Here is a 20,486-nt window from a genome sequence, read left to right as displayed (position 1 = left end):
CAAACAAATATAGGATTTTACATATCTCCTATTATATCATAGATATTGCGCCATTTATGTACAAGAATTCAATTGTTTATCAAGTTATTACTTATAAAATCAAAAGAGTTCAAAAGGTCTAAGTCATATTATAAAGAACCCTGTAAATTATACCACGTTATTGTTTAAATAAAACATATAAATCTAACCCAAACACCTTTACTTTTTATAGTCACAAAAAAACCGCACACTCGGTTTGTACGGTTGATTAACTTATTCATTTGAATATCTGCTCACACTCAGCAACAAGCCTAAAGCTCCTAAGGTCAAAGTCAGGGAGGAACCCCCATAACTTATAAGTGGAAGCGTGATTCCAGTTACAGGAATAAGACCCGTGACTACACTCACATTAATCATAACCTGGATGGATATCATCCCTACAATTCCTAGCGCAAGTAAACTTCCAAACAAATCGGTAGCATGCAGACTTGTTCGTACACCTCGCCATAATATGACAAAAAAGAGGATTAACACAATAGTACCGCCTATGAATCCGAGCTCTTCAGCTAGTACAGAATAAATGAAATCGGTCTGTGGTTCAGGCAGGTAGAAGAACTTTTGCATACTTTTGCCTAACCCTAAACCTAGCAATCCTCCCGGGCCAATAGCATAGAGCGATTGGATGATCTGAAACCCGCTCCCAAGTGGATCTTCCCATGGATGCAGAAAAGCAGTGATTCTTTGTATCCTATAGGGAGCTGATGCAATGAGGCCTGCCATACCCGCGATTCCTCCTGCAATGATCAGCATGAAATGAGCAACTCTCGCTCCTGCCACAAACATCATCAAAAGACAAGTACTGACCATGACGACCCCTGTACCCAAATCTGGTTGAAGCATAATCAACGCGAATGGAACAAGGATGATGGAAAGTCCTGGAAGGAAACCTTCTTGAAATGATGCCATTCTCTTCTGCCTCTGCGAAAAAAATTTAGCTAAGAAAATGATTAATCCCAACTTCATGAACTCAGAGGGCTGAATACTGAACATACCGATACCTATCCAGCTTTGCGCTCCCCCTCGTACCATGCCTACCCCGGGTATTAACACGAGAAGGAGAAAAACCAAACAAATGAGTACAATCACTTTTGCGTATTTGAACCATACATAATATGGAATATTCGAGAGTGTAAACATAGCGATCAAACCTAAAGTAGCAAAAAGTATTTGTCGTTTTGCAAAAAACCAGGGATCATCGAATTTATACTCTGACCATATACTTGATGAACTGTACACCATTACAATTCCAATGAGTAGTAAGCAGAGAATCGCTGAAGTCAACCATATATCAGGTTTTTGTTCATTAGTCCGCATAAAAAAGCCCTACCTTCCATTAATATTGGAAACCAGGGCTTTGAATGCTTGTACATATGCCCCTACTACAGCTTATGCACAGCCTCTTTAAACATATGACCTCTTTCTTCAAACGTGCGATACTGATCCCAGCTTGCACATGCAGGAGAAAGCAAGATAACATCCTCACTTGTAGATATTTGATAAGCTTCTTCGACAGCTTCCTTCATGTTATTCACAGTTGAAATGTGCTGGACCCCTGCCTGCATGCCGGCTAAACTAATTTTCTCAGCTGTTTCCCCGAATAGAACCATTGCTTTAACATTCCCGAGCTTTTCAACCAGCTCATCAAACTGATTGCCACGATCAAGTCCTCCTGCAAGAAGGATGATCGGCTGGTCAAAAGCTTTCAAAGCATAGGAAGTCGCTAGAATATTAGTAGCCTTTGAATCATTATAAAAGTAGACACCATTTTTTTTCGTTACAAATTCTAAACGATGCTCCACCCCGCCAAACGAAGTTAAGACTTTAACAATCGCTTCGTTTGTAATTCCGCTCACTTTCACAGCGGCTACGGCAGCTAAAATATTCGCAAGATTATGCTCACCCACTAATACAATGTCACGTCTTTTTACGACGGGTTCATCCTTAAAATAAACCCATTCCTCATCACTCCAGGCTCCCTCGACTTTTCCTTGAAGTGAAAAGGGAACCAACTGAGAAGCAAACGAAGGAAGGAAGTTCAAGATTGCACTATCGTCAGCATTGTAAACTAGATAATCCCTCTCACTTTGGTTTGCAGCAATTTTTGCTTTAGCTTTATGATAATTTGCAGCTGTGTGATGATAATCAAGATGCGCATCAAATAAATTGAGCCATACCGCTACATTAGGGCTGAACGTTTCAGTCCCCAACAGTTGGAAAGATGAGAGCTCTACAACCATTGTCTCTTCATCTGCAGTACTTCGAGCCACCTCACAAGCGACTTCCCCAATATTCCCTGCAATAGAAGCAGGTTGTTCGTCTTCTTTCAAAAACTCATGGATTAAAGTTGTTGTGGTCGTTTTTCCATTGGACCCTGTCACTCCAATTAAATTGCCGTCATGAAGAAATCCGGATAACTCGATTTCGGTCACGATAGGGATCTGTCGTTTTTCCGCTTCGGCCACCATCGGGTTCTCATAAGGAATCCCTGGATTTTTCACAAGCAGATCAATATCGTTGAGCAGTTCTAAAGGATGGCTCCCCGTCACTACACGAGCGCCTCGCTCTTTGAACTTCTTAATGTCTACACTATTTTCATCTGCTTTTAAATCATTTATGGTAACTTTAATACCACTATCTAATAAAAGTTCGGCAGCTGCTTTCCCGCTTTTAGCCAGGCCTAGCACAAGGACATTTCTATATTGGAAAGTCTTTGGGTCTAAAGATTTCATCCGAACATCACCTCTATATAAATTCCGAGAACCGCAAATAGGAAGCCGACCGTCCAAAAGGTTGTGACAACTTTCCATTCAGTCCATCCCTTCAATTCATAGTGATGGTGAAGCGGACTCATTTTGAAAATGCGTTTTCCTGTCGTCTTAAAAGAAGCAACTTGAAGGATGACAGACAGGGTTTCAATAACGAAAACCCCTCCAATAATAACAAGCAGTAATTCCAACTTTGTCAGAATGGCTACCATTGCGATAGCGCCGCCCAATGCCAATGAGCCAGTATCACCCATGAATACTTTAGCCGGATGTGCGTTGAAAACAAGAAAGCCTAATAATGAACCAACAACAGCCAAAGAAAAAACGGCTACCTCTACGTTGCCTTCCTCCATCCAAGCTAATATTCCAAATGCTCCGAACGCAATCGCAGCTGTACCTGCTAATAAACCATCCAAACCATCCGTCAGGTTTACAGCATTTGAACCGCCAACCAGCATCACAAGGATTAGAAGGGCATAGCCGAATCCAAGTTCAAGTTCCATCGAGGTTCCTGGAATCTCTATGTATGTAGAAAAACCATTTTGCTCCAGAATGAAATAGACGATAACTGCAATAATAATTTGTCCGAGCATCTTCTGTTTAGAATTTAAACCCATGTTTCTTTTCAGTGCTACCTTAATGTAATCATCTAAAAAACCTAACAGTCCATATCCAACCAGTACAAATAAAACAATGAACAGGTGGACTTGACTGGGGTTCGGGATAAACCATATAGATGAAATAATCGTAGTCAATGTGATAGCGATCAGGATCATGACACCGCCCATGGTCGGTGTACCTGATTTTTTCTGATGTGATTTTGGTCCTTCCTCACGAATACTTTGGCCAAATTTCAACCTTCTAAGAAAAGGGATCGTAATAGGCGAAATTACGACTGTTAGTATGAAAGATAGCGCCATAGTTAGCAGCAAGATATAGTCGTTCAATGAAATTCCTCCTTATGTGCAATCATGATTGTCATCGCCTGTTTATTTCTCTGTAAGATCGTTTAATAATTGTTCAAGCTTCATCCCTCTGGAGGCTTTGATTAAAACGACCGTATTGGCAGTTAATTTCTTTTTTAGGTGATCACTCAATGATTCTTTATCTTTAAAATGAATACTTTCTATATTTGGATGTTTAACCTTTACAGACTCCACTATTCTATTTGCATGCTCCCCGATCGTATACACAGAGCTGATTTGATCCGAAATTACAGTGGCCACATCTTCATGAAGCTCACCTGCAAATTCGCCCAATTCAAACATATCACCTAAAACAAGTATTTTATGGGATCTCGATTGCAATTCTTCGATTATTCCAATGGTTGCTTTCATTGAAGTGGGCGAAGCATTATAGGCATCGTTGATAAGAAGAGAACCATTTATACCGTCTACTTTTTCAAACCTCATACCTGAGAGTTCTAGATTATCAAACCCACTCTGTATTTCACCTGGAGTCAAACCTAGTGTTTGGGCTAAAGAGATGGCATAAGCAGCATTCTTAACATTATGCCTGCCTGCAATAGGTAACGTGTAATTGTGAGCAAGCACTTCGAAATGACTTCGATCCTCTAGAAGTTCATGGACTTTAATGACGACAGAAGATTGACTTAGAAAGCCGCATGATACAGACCGATCTGTCCCAAGATACGAGTTTAGCAGTTCTTCATCCCCGTCAAATATGAACGTACCATCATGCCATCCGTTAAGAATTTCCAGCTTTGCTTTAGCAATCCCCTCACGCGACCCTAAATATTCAATATGAGACTCACCAATGTTCGTGATAATAACATGAGAAGGCTCTGCTAATTTAGATAATAAAGAAATTTCTCCCGCTTGACTCATCCCCATTTCAAGGACAGCCACCTCTGTATTACTCGGCATAGATAATATCGTTAAAGGTAAACCGATATGATTGTTATAATTCCCAGCCGTTTTATGAGTGCGAAATTTCACTTGAAGAATAGAAGCAACGAGATCTTTAGTTGTCGTCTTTCCATTAGACCCTGTGATTCCGATAACGGTGGGATTTACTTTTTTTAAGTAAAACGAGGATGTCTCCTGAAGTGCCTGGAGAGTATCCTCGACGAAAAAAACAGGAAACTCAGTAGGAATTTCCCTGGGTAATTCGTGATCTTTCTGCCACAATGCAGCTACAGCGCCTTTTTTTATTGCTTCGTTAATAAACTTATGTGCATCGTGATTTTCACCGACTATCGGTACAAATAAGCTTTGCTTATTTTCCACACGAGTATCCGTCATGGCTCCGCGGATTAAGATTTGGGCATCAGCGGTACCTCTGTAAGATGGGAAAATTGATGTTAATTCATTTATTGTAAACATTACGTGCGACTCCCCTTAACCTTCGATAAGATATTTCTCGCTACCTCACAATCATCAAACTCATAACGCACGCCATTAATTTCCTGATATGTTTCATGTCCTTTGCCTGCAATGAGAACCATATCCCCTTCTTCAGAATTGGAAATCGCAAGGTCGATCGCTGATTTGCGGTCTTCTTCTATTACGAAGTTGCCATTCAAGTGGGAAGTCATATCATTTAAAATTACAGTTGGGTCCTCTGTTCTTGGGTTATCAGATGTAAAAATTGATTGATCAGCGTATTTCATAGCTACATCCGCCATCAGTGGTCGTTTCTTGCGATCTCTATCGCCTCCGCATCCAACCACTACCCGGATTTCACCTTTACAAAATTCGCTCATAGTTTTCAGCACATTCTCTAGTGAGTCAGGTGTGTGCGCGTAATCGACGACCACTCCAAATGGCTGCCCTTCTAATACAGGTTCAAATCTTCCACGCACCCCTTTCGTATGTTTGAAAGATTTTTGGATAACGGAAAGATCTATTCCTGAAACCAGAGCAGCGCCTGCAGAGGCCATCATATTATAGACACTGAACAATCCCATTAAAGGACTTTCGATGGTAATCTCACCTTTAGGGGTGCTTAATACAAAAGAACTCCCTTTCTCGTGAAGTCTGATCTCTCTTGCCATGATATCAGCCGGCTTATTTATACCATAAGTCAATACGGGTTGGGAAGTTGCACGGATGAGTTTCCCAGCTACCGGTGAATCACCGTTGATAATAGCAAACTTCTCCCGTTTCAAATTATACCCATTTCCTAGTTGGGCAAACAATAGGGACTTAGCATGAAGATAGTCGCCCATGCTTTCATGATAATCCAAATGATCCTGGGTCAAATTGGTGAAAACGGCCACATCAAAATCACAGCCATAGACACGGCCTTGATCCAATGCATGGGATGACACTTCCATTATGGCTGTATCCACTCCATATTCCACCATTTGTTGAAAACTTTGCTGAAGCGAAAGAGCATCAGGTGTTGTGTTTTTCACAGGATATGATCTTCCTGCGATATTCATTTGAATCGTTCCAATTGTTGCGGTTATGTGTTGTTCAAGAGTGAAAATTTCATCAAGTAAATAAGTAATTGTCGTTTTACCATTTGTACCTGTCACGCCTATGGTATGGATTTTCTCGGTTGGGTAATTGTAAAAAGTCGACGAAATCATAGCTAATGCTTTCGTCGTATCATTAACAGTTATTACAGGAAAATCAATTGACAATTCTTTCTCAGCAATAATCAATGCTGCCCCTTGATCTATGGCTGAATTTACAAAGTCGTGTCCATCAGATTCACTGCCTATGATACATACAAAAGCTTCACCCAGACCCACAGATCTAGAATCCATGGACACACCAGTGATTTCTATATCATCCACATTTTGATTTGTTTTGTAAAAAGGAATTAGTTCTAATAGTTTATTTAATTTCATACATACCATCCTAACTGTCGACATTCTCTACTATTATAGCAAAAATCAAGCCCACTGTATGGTTTTGACATAAATTTAGAAAACTCAATCATTATTTAAATAAATACGGATGGTTGATCCACTAGGCACTTTCACTCCTGCTTTAGGAGCTTGAGCGACGACAGCTTCTCCTTTTCCACTTACTTCTACTTTTAATGTCGTCATTAGCTTATTGATATCTTTTTTCTCCATCCCCGTGACGTCCGGCACTTCTACAAGTGGTTCTTCAGGCCAGGAATATTCTTTATCTAATCCGTCTTTACGAGGTTTTACACCGAGTGAACGGAGACTATCTTCCATAATCGAACCAACAATGGGAGCTGCTACTACACCACCAAACTGCACAGTCCCTTTTGGGTTGTCAATCGCTAAGTAAACGACCAATTCTGGATCATCTGCAGGGGCGAACCCGATGAAAGACACAATATGATTATCCGTCATATACTTTCCGTCTTTGCCCACTTTCTGTGCTGTTCCTGTTTTTCCACCTACACGATACCCTTCCACGTAAGCGCCGCGACCTGTACCTTTCGCTACCACACTTTCCAAAGCCTTACTTACTTCCTTTGAAGTCTTTTCTGATATCACTCTCTTAATTAAATTTGGCTCTTTCTTCTCTAATACTTCACCGTCCACAGGGTCCAGCCATGCTTCCTGTACATAAGGTTCATAGTAATAACCACCGTTCACAGCAGCAGCTACTGCCATAACTTGTTGAATCGGCGTGACTGAAACGCCCTGTCCAAATGCAGTTGTCGCTTGTTCTACCGGTCCAACTTGTTCAGGTCTGAATAAAATCCCGCTGCCTTCACCTTCTAAATCAATCCCTGTTTTCTCACCAAACCCGAAAAGATCAATGTATTCAAATAATTTTTCTTTGCCTAATCGTTCACCTAATTGCACGAAACCTGGGTTACAAGAGTTTTGCACGACTTCTAGAAAAGTTTGATCACCATGGCCGCCCCTTTTCCAACATCTAAGTGTTGCTCCTCCAACTTTAACTGAACCCGAGTCATGGAAATGTTCATCATCCAAATTTACCAGCCCCTCCTCTAAAGCAGCGGCTAACGTAATAATTTTGAAAGTGGATCCTGGCTCGTAGGTGCTCCATACAGGCAAATTTCGGTTATAGGTGGATGCATCCACTTCCTGATAATTTCCTGGATGGAAATTCGGCCTTGAAGCCATCGCTTTGACCTGTCCCGTTTTCGGATCGACTGCAATAGCTACTGCTCCATCAGGGTTATATTTAGCTTCCGCCATATCCAATTCCCTTTCCACGATCGATTGAACGTTATAATCAATCGTAAGCTGAAGGTCTTTCCCATCAACAGGAGGGGTATAAGTATCTGCTATATCAGGCATCCTCTTCCCTTTTGCATCAGAAAAAAAAGACAGTGCACCCTGCTCTCCTTTTAGTTGATCGTCATACACCGATTCAAGGCCAAGGAGTCCCTGATTATCAATTCCGCTGAAACCAAGTACATGAGAAAGAAAAGAACCATTCGGGTAATATCTCAATGAATCTTCTGCTACGTAAACCCCAGGCATATCGAGCATCTGAATAGCATTCGCTTGCTCGTCCGAAATCTTTCGTCCTTCAGGATGAATTTTTTCAATTGATACTTGCTTTGTAAGGTGTGAGAATGCTTTATCTACACTCATCTCCAAAATGTCAGAAAGCTGTTTTGCTGTTTTCTCAGGTTCTTTTATTTGTCTTGGGACGACCATAACAGTTGGTGCCGATTGATTTCCAACTAAAACTTCTCCATTCGTATCTAGAATTTTCCCTCGTTCCGGCTCGAATGTTATATCTCTCCCCCAGGATTGTTCAGCCTTGTCCACTAGGAAGTCACTCAACACGAATTGAACATAGCCGAGACGGCCAATGATTACAGTAAAGATAATTAACCCTACAAAAAAAACAGCGACTAACCGCTTTCTTACGATTACTTGTGATACCCTTCTCATATCCATAACTCCTTTAAAGTCGATAGAGTAAGCTTGTATCACTATATGCAATCGGAAAACGATTAGAACACTGTTGGTTTTGATCACTCTGGCTTAGTAAGTTCCACTACCAGGTAGCCGCCTTCTCTTAGCGCCGTACCTTCTTCCATGTTCTGGTTACTCACATAACCATCCCCCATGGTTTCTAGTTCAAGATTAAAATGTTCGGCCAGCTTCTGTACATCACGCAGAGACCAACCCTGGATATCAGGCATCACAGGTTCATCTGTAATCAGAATCATCCTCTGCTCTGTCATAACGTTTGTGCCTGCTTCGGGTATAGTAGCAGTCACTTCACTCCCTGCTCCTACTACAGTTACGTTTTTGAAATCTTTCTTCAAGTCTTTTTCAGCCTTTTCCGTAGATTTTCCAACGTAATCTTGCACTTCTTTTTCTTTTACTTCAGGTTCTTTCTCCTGATCTGGATCGATATTCAAATAGTGAAGGCTGTTCTCCATTACCGATTTAACGATAAAAGAAGTAGGTTCTGATCCAGTTTCAGTTACTTCAAGATTCGGCTGCTTTACTGCAACATACATAAGTAACTCCGGGTCTTCCACTGGAGCCATGCCGAGGAAAGAAAAAATATGGTTGCCCTTTCCAGTAAGGTAGCCCCCACCTTCTTTCGGTATTTGTGCTGTTCCAGTTTTTCCTCCAAGAGAGTAGTCTTTAAGTTCAAAAGGAGCACCCGTTCCATGTTCACCTGAAACGACTCGTCCTAATAAATCACGCATTTTTTCTGCTGTATCCTCAGAGATTGGTTCACCAATAACTTCTGGCTCTTTTTCACTTATGACTTCCCCGTTTTCGCTGGAAGTCACCTTTGACAACGTGTAAGGCCGCATCATTTTACCATCATTTGCTATTGCAGTCGCTGCTGTCATAAGCTGCAATGGAGTAGTTGTTGAACCTTGACCAAACGCAGTTGTCACTTTTTCAATCGGATAATCATAAAGAATCTTGCCTTGACCCTCTCCAGGAAGATCTATTCCTGACTTTTCATCGAGATTAAAATCTGAAAGGTACTCTCTGAATTTTTCAGGGCCAAGCAGTTCGTAACCAAGTTTGGAAGCCGCCACGTTAGATGACCTTTCGAACCCCTCATCATACGTGATTTCTCCCCATCCTTCCCGGTTGTGATCCCTTATTGTACTCCCAGAAACCTCATATGAACCCGATTCAAACGTACCCTTCCCATTATATACTCCATCTTCTATGGCCGAGGCCCATGTGAACATTTTCATAGTAGACCCAGGTTCAAAAGAGTCAGCAATAATGTCGTTATACCAATTATCCACTTCGCCTAGATCGTTAGGGTTGTAGCTTGGCCTGTTCCCCAAAGCTACGACTTCTCCTGTCTTAGGATTCATAACCGCTGCCATGATCTTTTCCGGTTCATATTTCTCATCGACTGTTGCCATAGCATCTTCTAAAAATGTCTGTATCTTTTGGTCGATGGAAAGATGGACATTATCTCCATTATCAGGTTCAGTCAGTACTTCATTAGGGTTCAATAATTTAGAGCCATATTTATCTCTTTCATAAGAGATTTCACCCTTTTGCTCTTGCAAGTATTCTTCCATCTGTTTCTCAACACCGGTCACTCCCGTAATAAGCCCATCATCATTACGAGCGAAGCCGATAATGTGAGAAGCGAATGTGCCGTTTGGATAGTAGCGTTTGGATTGTTCCTCGAAATCGATCCCGGGCAAATCAAGTTCCTCAATCTCTTCCATTTTATCTTTTGAAAGATTTGCTCCCTTACTGCCAAACTCGACTTGGAATCTTCCGTCTTCTTGAGCGTCGTTTATTTGAGTTTCGATTTCAGATGTCTCCATATCTAACAAAGGAGCCAGCGCAGACGCCGTTTCATCCGGACTCGTCACATGTGCTGGCTCCTCTTCAGATTGAGAAAATTCCGGGTCCACCACCGCATACAGCTTGTATGTAGGGCGGTCGTACGCTAAGAGCATTCCATTTTTGTCATAAATGTTCCCTCTATCCGCGTCTAAAGAATAGGAACTAGTTCTGGCTTTTTCCGCCCATTCATTCAAATTCACACCCTCAATTTCAGCAGTGGACTGAATATATAGGAACCGTCCAGTGATGATGAGGAAGAATGCCGAAAAAAGCAAAATCAGGATCGCGGCACCCTTATGTGTATTTGAGCTTTTCATAAGAAGTTCACCTAGTTTCTCTTAGTTTCCAACATAGCCAGCTTGTTTGACTTCTGCGTTTTGCATTTCCAAGCCATTGTCTTTTGCAATTTGAAGAATACGGTCGGGGTTACTTAGTTCTTTAGCATCATAAGCCAAACTGTCGTTAACAGCCTCTTGTTGACTGATTTTCTGTTCAGCTTGTTGAATATCACGGTTCAGTGTATCCGTAGTTGAAGAAAAATGCACCATAAAAACTGAAGCCAACGCTATGACGCCTGTAGCTGCAGAATATAAAACTTTCTCCCCTGTACTTACCCATTGCTTTTTTTGGATTTTAACTTTGACTTGCTTTTGCTGCTGTTGGTGTTCGATTGGCTGCTGCATTTTTTTTACTCTCTCTGTACTCACGTTTGCTTCCACCCTTCTTCAAATGTGAATGAATCTGACCATGGTTTGATTTTCTCTACCACTCTTAATTTTGCTGACCTTGAACGTCGGTTGTCTTCTAACTCTTCTTCTTCTGCAACAATAGGCTTGCGTGTAACCATTTTAAATGGTGGCTGCTTATCTTCAGGAATCATTGGGATGTTTTTCGGAAGAGGCGGATTCGTACTCCATTTTTTAAATGCCTGCTTACATAGTCGATCCTCTAATGAATGAAAGGTGATCACCGCTATTCTCCCATCTACAGCTACCGTTCTGGCCGCTTGATGGAGAGTGTCTTGAAATGCTCCTAGCTCATCATTGACAGCAATTCTGATCGCTTGAAAGATCCTTTTTGCAGGATGGCCACCTTTTCTTCTCGCTGGAGCGGGTATGGCATCCTTTATCAGTTCAACGAGATGTCCCGTTGTTTCAATCGATTGTACCTCTCGCGCAACCTCAATTTTCCTTGCGATTTGCTTTGAAAATTTCTCTTCCCCGTATTTGAAAAATATTCGGACAAGGTCTTCATATGCCCACTCATTTAACACGTTCCATGCTGACGTTTCATTCGACTGGTCCATCCTCATGTCCAGAGGAGCATCGTTATGGTAGCTGAACCCTCTCTCAGCTACGTCGAGCTGAGGACTTGAAACACCTAAGTCGTAAAGAATCCCATCTACGCGCTCGATTTTAAGCTCGTTGAGTTTTTCTTCTAATTGGCGGAAATTAGCATGTACTAATGTAACTTTGTCTGCGTAGGGAGCTAACCTTTCTTTTGCTGCTTCTAACGCATGTTCATCTTGATCAAAGGCTATGAGCTTTCCTTTATCGAGTCTTGAAGCGATCTCAATGGAATGCCCTCCACCTCCTAAAGTGCAATCCACATATACACCATCAGGCTTAATATGCAGCTGCTTTATTGTTTCTGATTTTAATACACTATAATGTTCGAACATTTCTTCACCCGTTTCTCTACCTATCAAATATCGAAATCCAACATATTTTCAGCAATCTCTGAGAAAGACTCTTCTGATTCTTCGAAGTAGCTTTCCCATAGATCTTTACTCCAAAATTCAATACGATTTGATACGCCAATAACTACACATTCCTTATCTAACTTCGCATGGTTTCTTAGCGGCGGGGGAATGTTTACTCTTCCTTGCTTATCTACTTCACATTCAACAGCTCCAGAAAAGAAAAATCTAGTGAAGGCTCGCGCATCTTTTTTAGTAAGGGGAAGCTTTTTCAGCTTTTCCTCTAATAATTTCCACTCGTTCATAGGATAAGCGAATAAACATTGATCTAAACCTCTTGTCAGCACAAAGCCTTCTTGAAGTTCTTCACGAAATTTCGAAGGGACGATGATCCGTCCTTTCGTATCGATGTTATGCTGAAATTCGCCCATGAACATAGAGTTTACCCCACCTTCTATTTTCAGACTACCACATCGCTCCACTTTTCACCACTCATTTTTAAATATTCTACTGACACACAAAAAATCCTGCTTATTTAAGCAGGATTCTTACTATTTTTTATAGTGGGAGATGGTGGGGGATTATTTACAACCTAACGACAAAATGGGTGTGATCAAATGATAATTCTCTGCTGCACATTCTTTCAAAGACGTCTATACCGTGCATATTAACCCATGGTACTATACTCCACATTCTTTCCTGCAGAGCTCCGCCTGGGCGCAGCAATAGGTTCAATTCATCGAATACTCGCAACTCCCGTTCGTAATTTTCTTCGGTCGATTTCAGCATTCGTTTTTGAAGGAAACCTATTGACTGATGAATATACTCTAAGTTTTTGTCTGCTAATGCTTTCATATCCGGCCCCAGATCCGCAGCTTTATTTCTAAGAGGCTTGTGGATGTTTTCTATTTCTTTTTTCATTTCTTCTGCCAGCTTATCTATTGGCTGTTCACCTAATGTCGCTATCCAGTTCAATTTATTAGGACCCGTGCCTTGCTGGACTCCAGCCCCTACATCAATTTCGTAATCACGAAGTCTTTTGTCGGATGCACGATCCAGTAATGTAAATGATAACCTTGGAACTACTGGAGGCATTCGTAAATTTAAAGTATGAAAAGCTGGTTTAAGCGCTGCCCAATAATTTATTTCTCCAGGACCTCCGACGAAGCCGAGAACGGGAAGAAGAAGTTCCTGCATAAGCGGTCGAGTAACTACGTTATTACTAAGCCGCCATGGCTCTTGTTCGGCAACGGAAAGCAGGTCATCTTTACTTAAGCTAACTTCTCCTTTTTTCCCTTTGAAGAACCCATCTTCATCCCTAACTAACAGAACGCGCTCCCCGTCTTTATGAAGGAACAAGTTTGCGTCATCTGCTGAGCTGAACAGAGATATCGGGTAGCCTTCCTGTTTGATTTTCTGCTCGGAAGAATATACACCCTGGGCAATCTGCTCATTATGGTCAACCATTTCCTTGAAGTAGGAACCTTCTAACTTGCGAATTTCACGGTCATGAGCATCGAGTAAAATCAAACCTTCACGAGGAAACAATTTATGAATCACTTTTGCAAAAAAGTCCGTAAAGCTGCTCGACGTTTTAATGGCATCTTTAAAGCTTGAATAAATACTAGAGGTATACTCCGTTTCCTGGAGGTGATTAAAGATCTTATCCAGCCATTCTTTCACAGCGTGCTCATCAAATATTAAATCTGAAACAGAAGACTTTTCATTCACGTCAGTATCCACCTGTAGTTTTTCCATAGCCTGATTGTTTTCCATGTAAATATGATTGATTTCCGCAAAGTCATGATCCTCCCCTGCGATCCAAAACACAGGTACAACAGGACTCCCTAATTCCTTCTCTTTCAATTTCGTCATCTGTAAGACAGAGATGATTTTATGCACAGTATATAAAGGGCCTGTTAGAAGCCCTGCCTGCTGGCCAGCTACTATAGCTGTCGTGCGTTTATCTTCTAATTTTTTAATGTTTTGAAAAGTTGGTGCTGAAGCATTCCAGCGATCATTCAACTGTGTAAGTACTTCAGTTAATTCTTCCCTTTTATAATGGTTACCTTGAATGTCCTCAGCTCGTTTAAGCCAATCACTTTCATTGTTAGGATTAAAATCGAATTTATCGTGCACGCTTTTGTTATCCGCTTTATAATCAGCAACGAGAGGGTTAGCATCCGAAAAATTAATTGGATCGATGCGCATTTATGAACTTCTCCTTCTATACATAGGTTGTTATGTACCACTATGTATTGTACAAAAAACAGCCGCGAAGTTCACCTAATCTGTTTGTTACAGAAATAGCCGGTCCACAATCCCAAAAGCGGTCAACCCTATATAAACGGTTGTAAATACTAGGAAACTTAATCGCAGAAAGCTTTTAAAGGCTTTGAACAAGAGTATTTCTTCAGATATTTTATATTGAATGATAATAGCTACGCTCAGTAAAAACAGAAGAGATACAATGATCCATGCTAAAGCGTTTAAATCGAACAACACGATCAAAAGGGTATGTACAGCTGTAATTAGAATCGGCACCATAAGCTGAGCCGTCTGATGAACGGCTTTCCTCTTATTTCGATACAGCTTACGCGTTATAAAATAAAGCAGAAATAAAAATAAAAAAGGTACGGTGACTATAAAAGCTAAAATATAAACAAATACCTCACTCATATAGCCTCTCCTTTATAATTTATTGCCTCCAATGCATGAACGGATTCAATGACAAAATTATGGTATGGAGCCTCCCCTTCCAGTTTTTTAAGGATAAATCCACAGATCGCATCTATTTCTGTTTTCCGTTCCTCATTGAGATCTTTTAACATAGAGGATTGATTTTCACCAGTAGACTGTGCAATTCGGCAGATTCGTTGCCATTGTTCTTCATGGATAAGTCCCAAAGCTCTTGAACCCTCTTCACATAATAGTTCTGCCAGTTTCCTGATATGGTCATTTTCTAAAATGTATTTATTATTTACTTTAAATATTGCTGTTAACGGATTTATCACTGTATTAATAATCAATTTTTCAGAAAGCATGTTCCAGTAATCATCATGAAAGTAAATTGGGAACTTTTCTGATCCAAGAAGATCAACAAGCTGACTTGCCATTTCCTTTCCATGATGATTTGCAAGCCGAATAGAACCATTGCCCGTGTGAAAGACTTCATATTCGGAGGCTTTCATTGCTCCGTGCTCTACAATGCCAAGGGCACAATTATTGGGCAAATGCTGAATGAAGGATAAGTGGGTCATTCCATTTTGAAGAAATAACAAATCCGGGTTTGAAGGCAGCGTTAAACTTTGCAGGTGATACTGTTTTACAGCCACAATCAAAAGATCTTGTTCCTTCATCTGCTCATTATTAGAATAAGCTTTAATCTCCCGCATCATTCCGTCGCAAATAACCCCATTTTCATTCACTGCCTTCTTTTGCTTTTCCGTTCTGACATAAAGTGAAACTTTGTGGACAGCCCCTAAATGAGATGCAAGAAGTAACCCTATAGAACCTCCGCCTATAATTCCTATTCTCAAGTATTTTACACCTCCGGTCTAAAGCCTTTTTTATTATTGTAGCAAAATTTAAAAAGATAAGGGAGAAGATTTTTCCATAGGTAATAGTTATTTCTTTCTGAATATTTTTATATTATAATGGTAAATTAGATAGATATTTGAAAGGGGAATCTGGAATGATGACAAAAATAAAGGTTCAGCCTCTCTTGGTAAATTATAAAACGCTAGAGGAATTCAAACGATTTAAAGAATATGGGAATCAAGAATTAGCTATGTTTGAGGATTTAGAAAGTAACATCGTTGAGAATGACAGTGAGTCACCTTTTTTTGGAATCTATTTTGGAAACGCTTTAGTGGCAAGAATGAGTTTATATCGCGTCTCAAAAAAATACGATTATTATTTCACACCTCCTCAAGACTATTTAGAACTTTGGAAATTGGAAGTTCTCCCAGACTATCGCAATCAGGGATATGGAAAAGCTTTAGTGGATTTCGCTAAAAGCTTCAAGTTACCCATAAAAACAAACCCAAGAATTAACTCTCATGGGTTCTGGGAAAGAATGGATTTCCATAAAGCTCACTATGAGGTAGAACGTGACCGGGGAGAAAACCCTCTCATTTGGCTGCCTTCGGGAGTCGAGGAAAGAGATATAAGTGAATAAAATAACACAAGGCCGCTACATTTATGTGTAGGGCCTTTTTTATTTAAGAAGACGTCTGATAACGATTCTTCACCCAATTCGTTAATTTATCAATCTCTGACCAGGCATCTTCCCATTGTTTGATTTGATTTTTCAAGCGTACATTCTCTTCGCTCAGCTGATAAAGCTTAGATTGTAACTCTTCCTGATCATGCTGGGAATGCTGCTTCATCTCTTTTAAAAAGAGAATGGCATCATCAAGAGATATAGATGAGTTCTTTTGCAATGCGGCCGTGTTTACCGTGTTTCGGTAAGACGTACGCTCCTGCTTAGCTTCACGGATATCGTTTTGATAATTTTTTCTAACCGTGGCGTTCCAACGGAATCCGCAAGCAGCAGGGGTTCGGTTCAATTGTCTCGCAACTTCTTGAAAAGCTTCCAATTGGGTATGGCCTTCTTTAATGTATTGCAAGACAGTGTGTGCTAATAATTCATCTTCATCTATCTTCCAAGCATCTTGTCTTGGAGCATCCATTCTATCCCTCCTCTATAGTTTGCTTATAGTTATGCAAATGTGGAGGTTGATAGACTATACTTCATTATTTTTTTCGTGATTCCTTGAATCTCTTCAAAGCTTCTTTATGTTCAGACGACTCCCAAAGACGAGCGCAATTCTCAACTTCAAGTTCCATGTCTTCCAATAATTCTTCAATAGATAGTTTGCTTAAGTATTGTTTCTTAAGCCATCGTAACTGCTCATTGGATTTGTTTAAAAAGGAACTAAATATACCCTCGTCCTGAAGATCTTCAGTTTCTATAATTTTATGTAACCAGCCTATTCGAAGTGCTTCCTCAACTCCATACATCGACGCATCCATCAACCACTGAGAAGCTGCTTCCGCTCTTATACGTCTATATAACAGTTCGCCCCCTCCCCATCCAGGGATAATTCCTAAACTTGCTTGTACAAATCCGAACTGTGCGTCACATCTCCCATAACGAAAATCACATGCTGTAGCTATCTCACATCCACCACCCCGGGCCTGCCCGTTAAGAAGAGCAACAGTCGGCATTGGAAATGTGAACAACTCATACAAAACCTCTTTCATCAGACTCAACTTCGCGTAAGCTTCCTGCTCATTTAACTCTCCGTGGAATTCCGTCAAATCGCCCCCCGAACAAAAGGCTCGGTGACCAGCTCCCGTTATGACTAGACACTTGACCCTCGAATCTTTTTTTAGCTTTTGGAGCGTTTGTAATAGCTCACCACTCATTTGTTGAGTAACCGCATTCATCTTTTCGCTTCGGTCTAATGTTACCTTAGCCAGTCCACTTTTGGTCTGTTCGATGCTAACCTGTTCCATATCCACTTCTTCCTTTCTACTGCTAAGTACTGCTATCGGATGTAAAAAAGGAGCCTGAATGGAATTCAGGCTCCTTTAACACTTAGATTTACTTTGCAATAACTTGCTTTCCATTATACTGTCCACAAGATTTGCAAACATGGTGTGGTTTTGAGTACTCCCCACAGTTCTGACATTCTACCATGCCAGGTACATGTAGTTTTTTGTGAGTACGGCGTTGGTTTTTAACCTTTTTTGAAGTTCTGCGCTTAGGTACTGCCATGTTGTACACCTCCTTTTATTTTACGAGAGGAAATCAGATTGTTTCCTTAATCGTTATTTTCTTTTTCATCTAATAATGATTGCAGTTTAGCCATGCGAGGATCTACTTTGTTTTCCTCCGGTTCTTCTGTAACCACCTGCCACCCTTTTCCTTCAGTTAGAGCTTGAGCGTGTACCTCATCGTCCTTACAAAACACACGAGTTGGAACCTCTAATAGAACATTTTCCTTTATAAAGGGGGTTAAGTCAAGGATTTCTCCACGAACCGGATGAATCTCGCTCTCATCTTCTTCTTTATAGAAGGAAGACACATTAAATTGCTCAAGTCCTTCAATTTGAAAAGGGTAAGGAACATCAACAAGTGTTCTCGCACATGGAAGAATCATTTCACCTTCAGCTGTAAAAGTGACAGTAATGTCGTCACCACGCTTAGTAGCTTGACCTTGCACATGCACATCAGAAATTCTTCGGATGTCGTTGTTCATGTTCTCTAATTCGCGGATATCTACATCTTCTTCAAATTCAAACGGCTGATCACCGGATTGATTAAGTTTTTGTAGAGGAAATTTCATTTTTTCACCTCATGGCAACAAGAGTTATTGTAAAAGGATTTTCGTGTTTTGTCAATATATTTTCTTTACACACACTGACTCACGAATTCCAATACTTATATTTTATATAAAATTGAACAGAATCTCAACTAACTGCTACCATCATGATAAAATATGGAGAACAGTATTAATTATCATGCCGCTTTTTAATGCGGCAAGGAGGTAACTAAAGATGAATGCTTGCGGTATAGTAGTGGAATATAATCCGTTTCACAACGGTCATAAATACCACGTATCAAAAAGCAGAGAACAGTCAGGTGCAGACTGCATGATTGCTGTGATGAGCGGACATTTTCTCCAAAGAGGAGAACCGGCCATAATCGATAAGTGGCACCGTACAAAAGCTGCTTTACAATCCGGAGTTGATTTGGTTTTAGAACTTCCCTATGTCTACGCGGTACAGCATAGCGACTATTTCAGTAAAGGGGCGGTCCTTTCTCTGTCAGCTTTAGGCATTGATTCGTTATGTTTTGGCAGTGAAAACGGAAAAATCCCTCCGTTCATGAAGGCTTACGATGATTTAAAAGAAAATAAAACTTCCTATGAAGTAAAAATAAGACAAGCTCTGGACCTTGGGCATTCCTATCCTGATGCTGCTCGAATAGCCAACGAGGCGATCGGAATATCGACAGCTTCATTCGACTTTTCCGCCCCTAATAATATTTTAGGTTTCAGCTATATAAAACAAATTTTGACATACGATGAATCGATCAAGCCTTTGACTATAAAACGTCAGGAAAGTGAATTTCATGATGAACATCTTTCAGGACGGATGGCAAGCGCAACTAGTATACGTAAAGAAATATTAAAAGAAGATGGGCTTTCTGAACATGCCAGACAGGCTCTTCCTCAAGAAACCATTGACCAATTAACACATTATCGCGAAAGAGCGGATTTATGGCATAATTGGAATCTGTATTTCCCCCTGCTCCACTATAAGCTATCGGTTAGCTCTCTAAAAGAACTCCATGCTATTCACGGAGTAGACGAAGGATTGGAATACCGATTGAAACAAGCCATTAAGACATCGGTCTCTTTTTTCGACTTCATGGAAAAAGTTAAGACGAAGCGATATACGTGGACAAGAATTCAGCGTGTGTGTACACACATTCTAACAAATTTCACAAAAGTAGAAGCTGACCTATACTTAGATCAGAACACCGTTCCGTATGTGCGCGTCCTCGGCATGAACCAAACGGGTCAAGATTACCTTGGTCAACGCAAGAAAAAAATGGACGTTCCTCTCATTACGCAGCCGCAAAAGGCTAATCATCTTATGCTTGATATAGAAGAAAGAGCTTCAGCTGCTTACTATAATCCGCTTCCTAATGACCGCAGAAACAATCACTATCATAGGGAATTCGGTGCTCCTGTTCGGATTTAAATTTATTGAAGGATGACTTACCAAAACCCTTATTGAGAAAAAACACTTTAAAATTAGAAGTGCTCATAAAAATTATTGCTTGTTTTCCTTCATCTAGTTTAATCGTTAATATTGTAACGAATGTAGCGTTTTTTGTATAAAGCTGTGCACCTTGTGGTAGTTTTTAAACTATTTGGCAGGATACTTTAAGACTCAGTTTCGAGATAACCAGGGTTCGTGGCCGCAATGAGAGTCTGGTGTGGTTGGGAAGCTACTCGCTTTCCTGCGGGGGAAGTGGCGAGCTTCCTCGGGCTTGCAGCCCTGTGGGATCTCGCCTACATCCTTCTCCCACGGGAGTCTCGCAGCTTCCCAACCACACCAATCGATATGAGATGAACGAACCCCCTTATACTGTTCTTTGAATTATTTTTATCTCCGCCATCTCAGTCCAGTCCATACGCCGCTGAACGAAGTGCTTCCGCTTTCAAAGGTAGGA

General features: G+C 40.7%; 19 protein-coding genes. 2 read left to right on the top strand and 17 right to left on the bottom strand.

Translation table 11 applies throughout. The features are described 5' to 3' along the window. Positions 1–252 precede the first annotated feature (252 nt). From spoVE to O2Q26_RS00035, 13 genes are all read right to left on the bottom strand, one after another. Positions 253–1,353 (bottom strand): stage V sporulation protein E, encoded by a 1,101-nt coding sequence (gene spoVE / locus O2Q26_RS00095; protein WP_289214037.1) that lies wholly within the window; start codon positions 1,351–1,353, stop codon positions 253–255. Between the two features lie 65 nt (positions 1,354–1,418). Further along, a complete protein-coding gene (gene murD, locus O2Q26_RS00090; RefSeq protein ID WP_289214036.1) occupies positions 1,419–2,768 on the bottom strand; it encodes a UDP-N-acetylmuramoyl-L-alanine--D-glutamate ligase in 1,350 nt (449 codons plus the stop codon). Further along, positions 2,765–3,724: a phospho-N-acetylmuramoyl-pentapeptide-transferase gene (gene mraY / locus O2Q26_RS00085; RefSeq protein WP_390216577.1), complete on the bottom strand. Its 960-nt coding sequence runs from the start codon at positions 3,722–3,724 to the stop codon at positions 2,765–2,767. Before mraY ends, murD begins: the two co-directional genes overlap by 4 nt. Positions 3,725–3,793: 69 nt before the next feature. Continuing rightward, complete coding sequence (locus O2Q26_RS00080; RefSeq protein ID WP_289214034.1) at positions 3,794–5,149, bottom strand: UDP-N-acetylmuramoyl-tripeptide--D-alanyl-D-alanine ligase; 1,356 nt, start codon at positions 5,147–5,149, stop codon at positions 3,794–3,796. Continuing rightward, entirely contained in the window at positions 5,149–6,624 is a 1,476-nt protein-coding gene (locus O2Q26_RS00075; RefSeq protein WP_289214033.1) for a UDP-N-acetylmuramoyl-L-alanyl-D-glutamate--2,6-diaminopimelate ligase, read from the bottom strand. Before O2Q26_RS00075 ends, O2Q26_RS00080 begins: the two co-directional genes overlap by 1 nt. Before the next feature lie 84 nt (positions 6,625–6,708). After that, on the bottom strand, positions 6,709–8,634 hold the full coding sequence (locus tag O2Q26_RS00070) for a stage V sporulation protein D (protein WP_289214032.1): 1,926 nt from the start codon (positions 8,632–8,634) through the stop codon (positions 6,709–6,711). 83 nt (positions 8,635–8,717) lie between these two features. After that, positions 8,718–10,850 carry a penicillin-binding protein gene (locus O2Q26_RS00065; RefSeq protein ID WP_289214031.1) on the bottom strand — a complete coding sequence of 711 codons (2,133 nt, stop codon included), beginning with the start codon at positions 10,848–10,850 and terminating at the stop codon, positions 8,718–8,720. 21 nt (positions 10,851–10,871) lie between these two features. Then, positions 10,872–11,240, bottom strand: a complete 369-nt coding sequence (gene ftsL, locus O2Q26_RS00060; protein ID WP_289214030.1) for a cell division protein FtsL — start codon at positions 11,238–11,240, stop codon at positions 10,872–10,874. Continuing rightward, on the bottom strand, positions 11,237–12,214 hold the full coding sequence (gene rsmH / locus O2Q26_RS00055) for a 16S rRNA (cytosine(1402)-N(4))-methyltransferase RsmH (protein WP_289214717.1): 978 nt from the start codon (positions 12,212–12,214) through the stop codon (positions 11,237–11,239). The genes ftsL and rsmH overlap by 4 nt, the downstream gene beginning before the upstream one ends. Positions 12,215–12,237: 23 nt before the next feature. Next, a complete protein-coding gene (gene mraZ, locus O2Q26_RS00050) occupies positions 12,238–12,669 on the bottom strand; it encodes a division/cell wall cluster transcriptional repressor MraZ (RefSeq protein ID WP_289214029.1) in 432 nt (143 codons plus the stop codon). Between the two features lie 148 nt (positions 12,670–12,817). Further along, positions 12,818–14,443, bottom strand: coding sequence for a bacillithiol biosynthesis cysteine-adding enzyme BshC (gene bshC, locus O2Q26_RS00045; protein WP_289214028.1), 1,626 nt, complete (start codon positions 14,441–14,443; stop codon positions 12,818–12,820). An 87-nt stretch (positions 14,444–14,530) separates the two neighbouring features. Next, positions 14,531–14,911 (bottom strand): DUF3397 domain-containing protein, encoded by a 381-nt coding sequence (locus O2Q26_RS00040; RefSeq protein ID WP_289214027.1) that lies wholly within the window; start codon positions 14,909–14,911, stop codon positions 14,531–14,533. Further along, a complete protein-coding gene (locus O2Q26_RS00035) occupies positions 14,908–15,771 on the bottom strand; it encodes a ketopantoate reductase family protein (RefSeq protein WP_289214026.1) in 864 nt (287 codons plus the stop codon). The genes O2Q26_RS00040 and O2Q26_RS00035 overlap by 4 nt, the downstream gene beginning before the upstream one ends. Positions 15,772–15,926: 155 nt before the next feature. Between O2Q26_RS00035 and O2Q26_RS00030 the strand changes: the two genes are divergently transcribed. Next, the gene (locus tag O2Q26_RS00030; protein ID WP_390216340.1) at positions 15,927–16,412 is read left to right on the top strand and encodes an N-acetyltransferase; all 486 of its coding nucleotides are present in this window, start codon (positions 15,927–15,929) and stop codon (positions 16,410–16,412) included. 43 nt (positions 16,413–16,455) lie between these two features. Here O2Q26_RS00030 and O2Q26_RS00025 read toward each other — a convergent pair whose 3' ends face one another. The 4 genes from O2Q26_RS00025 to O2Q26_RS00010 form a co-directional block, all read right to left on the bottom strand. Next, entirely contained in the window at positions 16,456–16,926 is a 471-nt protein-coding gene (locus O2Q26_RS00025) for an RsfA family transcriptional regulator (protein WP_289214025.1), read from the bottom strand. A 64-nt stretch (positions 16,927–16,990) separates the two neighbouring features. Continuing rightward, positions 16,991–17,755, bottom strand: a complete 765-nt coding sequence (locus O2Q26_RS00020) for an enoyl-CoA hydratase/isomerase family protein (RefSeq protein WP_289214024.1) — start codon at positions 17,753–17,755, stop codon at positions 16,991–16,993. A gap of 88 nt (positions 17,756–17,843) precedes the next feature. Continuing rightward, entirely contained in the window at positions 17,844–18,017 is a 174-nt protein-coding gene (gene rpmF, locus O2Q26_RS00015) for a 50S ribosomal protein L32 (protein WP_253935075.1), read from the bottom strand. A gap of 46 nt (positions 18,018–18,063) precedes the next feature. Continuing rightward, positions 18,064–18,588: a YceD family protein gene (locus tag O2Q26_RS00010; protein WP_289214023.1), complete on the bottom strand. Its 525-nt coding sequence runs from the start codon at positions 18,586–18,588 to the stop codon at positions 18,064–18,066. A gap of 211 nt (positions 18,589–18,799) precedes the next feature. Here O2Q26_RS00010 and O2Q26_RS00005 point away from each other — a divergent pair, with 211 nt between their 5' ends. Continuing rightward, a complete protein-coding gene (locus tag O2Q26_RS00005; RefSeq protein WP_289214022.1) occupies positions 18,800–20,011 on the top strand; it encodes a nucleotidyltransferase in 1,212 nt (403 codons plus the stop codon). Positions 20,012–20,486: the final 475 nt, after the last annotated feature.

This window comes from Halobacillus campisalis (assembly GCF_030345335.1).
Taxonomy (GTDB): Bacteria; Bacillota; Bacilli; order Bacillales; family Halobacillaceae; genus Halobacillus_A; species Halobacillus_A campisalis.
The sequence above is the reverse complement of the archived record's forward strand: the minus strand, read 5'-3'. Positions and strand labels throughout refer to the sequence as shown.